The sequence below is a fragment of the Deltaproteobacteria bacterium genome (assembly GCA_005879535.1).
GTDB lineage: Bacteria > Myxococcota > Myxococcia > Myxococcales > 40CM-4-68-19 > 40CM-4-68-19.
The window spans coordinates 33,779-41,402 of record VBKI01000096.1; the positions used below are offsets into that span (position 1 = coordinate 33,779).

Consider the following 7,624-nt stretch of genomic DNA (forward strand, 5'->3'; position numbering starts at 1 on the left):
TTTTTCAAATGCAAGCGACTCAGGTCTGTTCGTCGCGCTCGTGGCGCCGTTGTTCCTCGCGGACCATCTGCGTGACTGCCCGGAGGGCAGCCGAGAATGCGGGCGACGCCTCGTCGCGCGGCCTGGGCAGCGTGACCTGCACGATTTCTTTCACGGTTCCGGGACGATACGTCATCACCACCACGCGGTCGGCGAGCAGAAGGGACTCTTCGATGCCGTGCGTCACGAACACGATGGTCTGCTTCAACTCTGTCCAAATGCGTAGCAATTCGTCTTGCATTGAACGCCGCGTCAGCGCGTCGAGCGCGCCGAACGGCTCGTCCATCAACAACATCGGCGCATCGAGCGCGAGCGCGCGGGCGAGCGCGACCCGTTGTCGCATTCCTCCCGAAAGGTCCTTCGGAAAGCGGTCGCCAAAGCCGCGCAGCGCCAGCTTTCCCAACAGCGCGTCGGCCTTCTCCCGCGCTCCGGGATCGCCGCGGATCTGCAGCCCGAACGCGACGTTCTCCCGGACCGTCATCCAGGGAAAGAGCGCGTATTCCTGGAACACCATGGCGCGGGCGGGCTCGGGCTCCTGGACCGGCTTACCAAAGGCAAGGATCTCCCCCGAGCTGGGCCGCGTGAATCCGGCGATGGCGTTGAGCAGGGTGGATTTGCCGCAGCCCGAGGGCCCGAGCAGGCAGACGAACTCACCCGCCGCCACCTCGAGGTCGATCCGGTCCAAGGCGACGATGCCGCCGAACTCCTTGCGCACGCTCCGCACCTGGATGGCGGCCTCAGGCATGCTCGAGCCCGCGGTGCCAGCGGAGCAGGCGATCGTTGATCCGCGCCATCACGGTGTCGATGCCGAGGCCGATCACGCCGATGGAGATCATCCCGGCGAGGATCTTGTCGCTCCAGAAATACTCGCGGGCTTCGAGGATCCGGTATCCAAGGCCACTGTTGACGGCGATCATCTCCGCCACGATCACCACGATGAACGCCACGCCGACCCCGACGCGCATTCCGGCGAGGATGGAGGGCATCGCTGCGGGGAAGAGGACGCGCCAAAAGAGTGTCCGCCCAGGTGCCCCGAGGTTCTGCGCCGCGCGGACGTAGATCGCGTCCACGTTGCGGACGCCGGCGATGGTGTTCATCAGCACTGGAAAGAACGCGCCGAGCGAGATGAGGAAGAAGGCGGGCGGGTTCCCCAGCCCGAACCAGAGAATGGCAAGAGGGATGTAGGCGATGGGCGGGATGGGGCGGAGCAGTTGCACCAGCGGGTTGAACACTTCATAGACGCGGTCGCGCGCTCCCATCCAGAGGCCGAGCGGCAGCGCAAGGCCGGCGCCGATGGCGAAGCCGACCGCGACGCGCAAGAGCGTCGCGGCGGCATCCCGCGGCAGCTCGCCGGTGACCAGGTACTCCCACCACTTGCGGGCCACCTGCGACGGCGGCGGAAGGATGGCCGGGCTCACGTGCGCGAGACGGCACACCAGCTCCCAGATGACGAGCGCGGCGGCGATGATCGCGATGGAGCGCAGCGCCTTCATTTCACGGCGAGGGCGCGCTTGGCTTCCAGCAGCAGATCGAGGCGGACGAATTCGGTCGCCTTCGGCGTCTTTGCCATCTTCCCCACGCCGTACTTCGACATCAGATCGGCGGTGATCTGCACCTGCCCGGCGCTGATGTCGTAGGTGAAGGCGGCGTTCTCCAGCGCGTCCTTGTACTCCTCGGCGGTGAGCTGCCCGCGGAACATCTTCTCGCGCACGTACTTCTCCGCCTCCTGGGGATTGTCGATGAACTCCTTGGTGGCCTCGACGAAGCACTTCATCGTCCGCAGCGCGACGTCGCGGTTGGCGTAGAGCTTCTCGGTCATCACCAGCGCGCGGACCGGCTCTCCGAGCGGCGTGTCGTACGGCTTCACCAGCTCGACCGCGTAACCCTGCCGGATGGCCTGCGAGGATTGGGGCTCGCTCTGGCTGATCGCGTCGAGCTGCCCCGACTGCAGCGCCTGGTTCAAGTCGGCGTAGGCGAGGAACATGATGCGCACGTCCTTGCCGGACTGGTCGCTCCAGCTCAGCCCCACCTTGGCCAGCTCGGCGTAGAGGAGCAGCTCCTGCGCTCCTCCGCGGGCGGTGCCCACCTTCTTTCCCTTCAGGTCGGCGAGCTTGGTGACTCCACCATCCTTGCGCACGATGATCCGCGCTCCGCCCTTGGCGAACCCGGCGACCACGAACACCGGCGCGCCGGAGGCCCGCCCGGCAATGGCTCCGTCGAGCGCGCTGGCGGCGAGGTCGATCTCGCCGGCGAGGATGCCGGGCACGATGTCGAGCCCTTTGGCAAACATCCGCTCGTCGAGGCGGATGCCGTGCTTGGGACAGACTTCCTTCATGTGCGAGACGGCGCCGTAGTGCGCGAATTTGAGGTTACCGAGACGGACGACGTCCTCGGCGCGGACAGCGAACGACAGAGTCAGAGCGAGGAGGAGGGGGCGCATGGCGGCGCACTGTACACTCTCCGCCGTTACCCGACTTGAACAATGCAAAAAGAAGTGGTTTTGGTAGCGCGCCATGCGACCTACCAATCTCGTTTGCGGCCTCTGCGCGCTGGCGCTCGGCGCGTGCAAGCAGTCCTCGACTGACCAGGCGAAGCAGCCCGCCCAAGGAGGATCGGCGGCGGCGACGGCACCCTCGGGCTCCGAAATTCTCATCGGGGCCACCCTTCCATTGACGGGCTCGGAGGCGCGGGTCGGGGGCTTCTACAAGGAAGGCTACGAGCTCGCTTTCGAAGAGGCGAATCAGAACGGCGGCGTGTCCGTCGGCGGCAAGAAGATGCCGGTGAAGCTGATGCTGCTCGACGACACCAGCACCCAGGCCACTGCCGCGTCGCTCGCCGATCGCCTGATCAACAGCGACAAGGCGCAGTTCCTGCTCGGCACCTACGCCAGCCACCTGGTGGAGGCGCAAAGCGTCGTGGCCGAGCAGAACCACGTCCCCTACGTCAACGGCGGTGGTGGTGCGAGGGAGATCTACAAGCACGGTTACAAGTACGTGTTCGGGCTGCTGGCGCCAGTGCAGCTGCTGTCCACCGCGCTGATGGAGTGGGCAGACGCGCAACAGAAGGCCGGCAAATTGCCAAATCCGTCCAAGATCGCGGTGCTCTGGGAGAACACCGCACACGGCAAGGACTTCCGCGCCGGCGTCAACGACTACGTTGGCCAGCACAAGGACGGTTACAAGATCCTCGTCGACGAATCGTTCGAGCTGAACGGCAAGGACTTTTCCGGCCTGCTCGGCAAGGTGAAGAACGCGGGCGTCGACCTGTTCCTCTCCGACGCGCACCTGGCCGACTACATCACCATGCAGCGCCAGTACGTCACACAGGGCATGTGCCACAAGGTGCAAAGCTACGGGGCGCGCGGGAGCGAGAAGCAAGCCGCCGAAGCGCTCGGAGCGGACAACGTCCGATACATCCTCTCGGCGGTGTGGTGGAACGCCCAGCTCGGCACGCAGGGCATCACCAAGAAGTTCGTCGACGCGTTCAAGGCCAAGCACAAGCGTGACCCGGAGTGGTACCAGGCGATGGGGTACGAGAGCGCGCGTGCGCTCTTCCTCGGAATCGAGAAGGCGGGGACCTTGGACCGCGACAAGGTGCGCGACGCGCTGGCGGCTCTCGACGTCGAATCGATCGTGCCGGGCGGCAAGCTGCAGTTCAAGCAGGAGAACGGGCAGCAGGCGATGTTCCCGTTCGTCGTGCAGCAGAACCAGCCGGACGGGACAGCGCCGATCGTCTGGCCGAAGGAGGCGGCCAAGACCCCCGGTACGCCGAACCCGAGCTGTAAGTAATGGGCCACATCGTTGATCTGGCCATTTCCGCGGTGCTCCTCGCGGGGCTGTACGCCACCATGGCGTATGGGCTGGGCATCATCTATGGCGTGCTCCGGATCGTGAACCTGAACCATGGCGGAATGATCATGGTCGGGGCGTATGCCGGGTGGTGGCTGCACACGCAGTTGGGAATCGATCCGTATCTGTCGCTGATTCCGGTGACAGGGCTGGCGTTCCTCGCCGGCGTGGTGCTCTATCGCGTCCTGGTCAGGCGCCTTCCCCGCGGCGCGGCCGGCGGCGTGCAGTCGCTCTTGCTCCTCTTCGGGGTCTGGCTGGTGCTCCGCAACGCCGCGTATCTATTATTCACCGGCAACGACCAGACCATCCGCACGGAATACTCGACGCGGGCCCTGTCGATTGCAGGCGCCTTTCTTTCCGTGAACCGGCTGGCGGTGTTCGCCCTTGCGCTCCTCGTCTTGCTGGCCTTGCACGTCCTGCTCACGAAGACGTACCTGGGAAAGGCCATCCGCGCGGTGGCGCAGAACCCGGACAGCTGCACGCTCGTGGGAGTGCCCGTGGAGCGGATCTACGCGCTCACCTTCGGTCTGGGAACCGGGCTTGCCGCCCTCGCGGGGCTGCTCGCCGCGACGCTGTTCTCCTTCAATCCTGATTTCGGCGCGACGGAGCTGCTCAAGTCGTTCGTGGTCGTCGTGCTCGGCGGTCTCGGCAGCGTGGCGGGGACGGCGATTGCGGCGCTGATCCTGGCGGTGGTGGAGGTGTTCGCGATTCTGGTCCTGCCGGCGTACTTGACCGCGGCCGTCGGATTCGTGCTGCTCGTCCTCGTGCTCGTGATCCGTCCCGGCGGTCTGTTCGGCCAGCGCGTGCTCGGATGAAACTCATCGTGCCGCCCTGGGTGCGGCCGCGGGCCGTCATCGCGCTTGCGATCGCTACTGCCATCCTCGCGATCGCGCCGCTGCTCCACGGCAACAGGTACTGGCACAACCAGCTCACCGAAACCCTCGCCGCCATCGCCACTGCTCTCGCCTGGAACTGGCTCGGCGGCTACCTGGGTCAGGTGAGCTTCGGTCACGCCGCGATGATCGGCGTCGGTGGATTCGTCGCCGGCCGGCTGCAACTCGCCCTTGGAGTGCCGATGCTCGCCGCGTGGGTGATCGCGGGCGTCATCGCCGGGCTGTACGCGCTGGTCTGGGGACATCCGACGCTCCGTCTCCGCGGGCCCTACTTCTCCATCGCGACCATCGGCGTGGGAGAAGCGACACGCCTCATCTGCACGTATTGGGTCTGGCTGACCGGCGGGTCCTCGGGCATGTCGTTGCCGGTGCAGGCGAACCTCAAGTACCAGCTGTACTGGTACGCGCTCGCCCTGGCCGTGATCGCGCTCGCGGCTTCGTACGTGCTGCGGCGTTCGCCTCTCGGCCTCTCGCTGCTGGCGATCAAGAGCGACGTGGACGCCGCGGGCGACGTAGGGGTGTCGTCGGTCAGGCTGCAGGACCTGGTGCTCTTCCTCTCCGGCCTGACGATGGGCGTGTGCGGCGGCTTCTACGCCTCGTACTACAGCTTCATCGAGCCCAACGACATGTTCGGCTTTTTGCGGAGCATCTCGTTCGTGCTCATGGGGGTGATCGGCGGCATCGGCACCATCGGTGGACCGGCGATTGGCGCGGTAGTGTTCGTCCTGCTCCGGAACAACCTCATCGCCTCGTTTCCGCAGCTCTACCTGGGATTGTACGGGCTGCTGCTGATCTTCGTGATCCTCTTCGAGCCGCTCGGCCTCACCGGGTTGTTCCTGCGTATCTTCCACCGCGTGCGGCCGGACCTCGCGGTCGGCGGTCCCGTGGAGGAAGCGCCCGTCGCTGCGACCGGCGCCACGGCGGCGCCGCGGGAGGCGAAATGACGGCGGTCCTGCGCGCGGACGGTCTGTCGAAGCGATTCGGCGGCCTGAAGGCGAACGACAACGTCTCGCTGTCGCTGCAGAAGGGACAGATCCTGGGTTTGATCGGTCCGAACGGGGCGGGAAAGACCACCTGCTTCTCGATGCTCGCAGGGTCCATTCCGCCGACTTCGGGACGCGTCTTCCTCGAGGAAGAGGAGATCACGGGCCGTCCGGCGTTCCTCGTCGCCCGCACCGGGGTCGTCCGCACACACCAGATCGTGCGTCCCTTCGCGAATCTCACCTTGCTCGAGAACTGCACGGTGGCCGCCGCCCAGTGTTCCGGCAGGGACGACGCAGGCTCCCGCGAGCTGGCGAACGAGATGTTGCAGTTCGTCGGCATCGACAAGCGGCGCAACGAGTATCCGGCCCGCTTGACGCTGGCAGGACGCAAGAAGCTGGAGATGGCGCGGGCGCTGTCGTGCGCGCCAAAAGTATTGCTGCTCGACGAAGTGATCGCCGGAGTGAACCCGGTGGAGGCGCGGGACATGGTCACCCTCATCCGGCGCGTCCGCGACGAGCGCGGGATCTCCGTCCTGATGATCGAGCACGTGATGGCCGCGGTGATGAGCCTTTGCGAGCACGTCGTGGTGCTCGACGCGGGCAAGCTGATTGCCGCGGGAGCGCCGAAGGAGATCGTGCAGAACCCGGCGGTGGTCGAGGCGTACCTGGGGAAGAAGCATGCTTGAGGTGCGCGGGATCAGCGCCGGGTACGGCGACGTGCAGGTGCTGTTCTCGCTTTCGCTGAGCGTGAACGAGAAAGAGATCGTCACGCTGCTGGGCAGCAACGGCGCGGGGAAGACGACCACGCTGCGCTGCATCTGCGGCGTGGTGCCCCCGCGCAACGGGGAGGTGCTGTTCAAGGGTGAGTCGCTGGTCCGTGCTCCCGCCGCGGAGCGCGCCGGAATGGGAATTGCGCTGGTGCCCGAAGGGCGCGAGCTGTGGCCGCAGCTCACCGTGCGCGAGAACCTGGAGCTCGGCGCCTATCATGGGCGCGCCCGGGCGCGCTCGAAGCAGAACCTCGATCGCGTGAACACCCTCTTTCCCCGACTCCTCGAGCGCAAGTCGCAGGTCGCCGGCAGCCTCTCCGGCGGCGAGCAGCAGATGTGCGCCATCGCCCGCGCGCTGATGTCGGAGCCGTCGCTGCTCCTGCTCGACGAGCCCTCGCTCGGGCTCGCGCCCATCGTCGTGGATCAGATGTTCGACGTCATCCGGCAGCTGCACGCGTCGGGAATGACCATCCTGCTGGTGGAGCAGAACCTGGCGGCGGCGCTGGAGATCGCGACGCGCGGGTACGTGATCGAGACCGGCCAGGTGAAGCTGCAGGGGAGCGCGGAGGAGCTGCGCAGCGACCCGAAGATCCGCTCCGCCTATCTGGGACTGTGAGCCGCATCGATGTCGCGGGCAAGCTGACCTGCTTCGCTCATCGCTGTGAGCACCTCTTCGTCGGATGGGTGATCGACTTTGAGGTTCCGCACCAGGGCGAGCGCGCGCGCGCGGGAGGCCGCGTCCTTGCGAGCGGTGACGAGAAGGCGTGCGAGCTGCGCGGCGGCGACTTGATCGTCGGGTCGGAGCCGGAGCGCCGTATCGAAGGAACGGATCGCCGCCTCGCGATCGCCGAGCGATAGCCAGGCCCGCCCCTGCAAGAGGTGCAGGTCGGGGTCCGCCGGAAATCGTGCGATTCCATCGGCCGCAGTAGAGATCGCCTCGCTGGCGCGGTCGACGAGGAGGAAGAACGTGGCCGCCTCCCGATAGGGGAGGGACGACGCCGGGAGGAGGCTGAACATCCTGCGGATCGTCTGCTCCGCCTGCCGGGGCTGTGAAGCCTCGAGCCACGCCCGTGCGGCAATCGGGAGAGGATACG

Annotated in this window: 9 protein-coding genes; 5 read left to right on the forward strand and 4 right to left on the reverse strand. The window is 66.5% G+C overall.

Annotated elements, in window-relative coordinates; all coding sequences use genetic code 11:
• Positions 1 to 19: 19 nt before the first annotated feature.
• The 3 genes from E6J58_23005 to E6J58_23015 are packed head-to-tail and all read right to left on the reverse strand — an operon-like array spanning position 20 to position 2,479.
• Complete coding sequence (locus tag E6J58_23005) at positions 20 to 784, reverse strand: ABC transporter ATP-binding protein (GenBank protein ID TMB32448.1); 765 nt, start codon at positions 782 to 784, stop codon at positions 20 to 22.
• On the reverse strand, positions 777 to 1,532 hold the full coding sequence (locus E6J58_23010; protein TMB32449.1) for an ABC transporter permease: 756 nt from the start codon (positions 1,530 to 1,532) through the stop codon (positions 777 to 779). Before E6J58_23010 ends, E6J58_23005 begins: the two co-directional genes overlap by 8 nt.
• Positions 1,529 to 2,479 carry a transporter substrate-binding domain-containing protein gene (locus tag E6J58_23015; GenBank protein TMB32450.1) on the reverse strand — a complete coding sequence of 317 codons (951 nt, stop codon included), beginning with the start codon at positions 2,477 to 2,479 and terminating at the stop codon, positions 1,529 to 1,531. Before E6J58_23015 ends, E6J58_23010 begins: the two co-directional genes overlap by 4 nt.
• A gap of 73 nt (positions 2,480 to 2,552) precedes the next feature.
• On the opposite strand from E6J58_23015, the gene E6J58_23020 reads away from it, so the two are divergent.
• The 5 genes from E6J58_23020 to E6J58_23040 are packed head-to-tail and all read left to right on the forward strand — an operon-like array spanning position 2,553 to position 7,146.
• On the forward strand, positions 2,553 to 3,827 hold the full coding sequence (locus E6J58_23020) for a hypothetical protein (protein ID TMB32451.1): 1,275 nt from the start codon (positions 2,553 to 2,555) through the stop codon (positions 3,825 to 3,827).
• Positions 3,827 to 4,702 carry a branched-chain amino acid ABC transporter permease gene (locus tag E6J58_23025; protein ID TMB32452.1) on the forward strand — a complete coding sequence of 292 codons (876 nt, stop codon included), beginning with the start codon at positions 3,827 to 3,829 and terminating at the stop codon, positions 4,700 to 4,702. The genes E6J58_23020 and E6J58_23025 overlap by 1 nt, the downstream gene beginning before the upstream one ends.
• Complete coding sequence (locus E6J58_23030; GenBank protein ID TMB32453.1) at positions 4,699 to 5,724, forward strand: branched-chain amino acid ABC transporter permease; 1,026 nt, start codon at positions 4,699 to 4,701, stop codon at positions 5,722 to 5,724. Before E6J58_23025 ends, E6J58_23030 begins: the two co-directional genes overlap by 4 nt.
• The gene (locus E6J58_23035; GenBank protein ID TMB32454.1) at positions 5,721 to 6,449 is read left to right on the forward strand and encodes an ABC transporter ATP-binding protein; all 729 of its coding nucleotides are present in this window, start codon (positions 5,721 to 5,723) and stop codon (positions 6,447 to 6,449) included. The genes E6J58_23030 and E6J58_23035 overlap by 4 nt, the downstream gene beginning before the upstream one ends.
• Positions 6,442 to 7,146: an ABC transporter ATP-binding protein gene (locus tag E6J58_23040; protein ID TMB32455.1), complete on the forward strand. Its 705-nt coding sequence runs from the start codon at positions 6,442 to 6,444 to the stop codon at positions 7,144 to 7,146. Before E6J58_23035 ends, E6J58_23040 begins: the two co-directional genes overlap by 8 nt.
• Here E6J58_23040 and E6J58_23045 read toward each other — a convergent pair.
• Complete coding sequence (locus E6J58_23045) at positions 7,131 to 7,547, reverse strand: tetratricopeptide repeat protein (protein TMB32456.1); 417 nt, start codon at positions 7,545 to 7,547, stop codon at positions 7,131 to 7,133. The genes E6J58_23040 and E6J58_23045 overlap by 16 nt on opposite strands.
• Positions 7,548 to 7,624 lie beyond the last annotated feature (77 nt).

Bases quoted from the DNA above. Each gene is read 5' to 3' on its own strand.
- E6J58_23005 (TMB32448.1), bottom strand. From the start codon at position 784: ATGCCTGAGGCCGCCATCCAGGTGCGGAGCGTGCGCAAGGAGTTCGGC.
- E6J58_23010 (TMB32449.1), bottom strand. From the start codon at position 1,532: ATGAAGGCGCTGCGCTCCATCGCGATCATCGCCGCCGCGCTCGTCATC.
- E6J58_23015 (TMB32450.1), bottom strand. From the start codon at position 2,479: ATGCGCCCCCTCCTCCTCGCTCTGACTCTGTCGTTCGCTGTCCGCGCC.
- E6J58_23020 (TMB32451.1), top strand. From the start codon at position 2,553: ATGCGACCTACCAATCTCGTTTGCGGCCTCTGCGCGCTGGCGCTCGGC.
- E6J58_23025 (TMB32452.1), top strand. From the start codon at position 3,827: ATGGGCCACATCGTTGATCTGGCCATTTCCGCGGTGCTCCTCGCGGGG.
- E6J58_23030 (TMB32453.1), top strand. From the start codon at position 4,699: ATGAAACTCATCGTGCCGCCCTGGGTGCGGCCGCGGGCCGTCATCGCG.
- E6J58_23035 (TMB32454.1), top strand. From the start codon at position 5,721: ATGACGGCGGTCCTGCGCGCGGACGGTCTGTCGAAGCGATTCGGCGGC.
- E6J58_23040 (TMB32455.1), top strand. From the start codon at position 6,442: ATGCTTGAGGTGCGCGGGATCAGCGCCGGGTACGGCGACGTGCAGGTG.
- E6J58_23045 (TMB32456.1), bottom strand. From the start codon at position 7,547: ATGTTCAGCCTCCTCCCGGCGTCGTCCCTCCCCTATCGGGAGGCGGCC.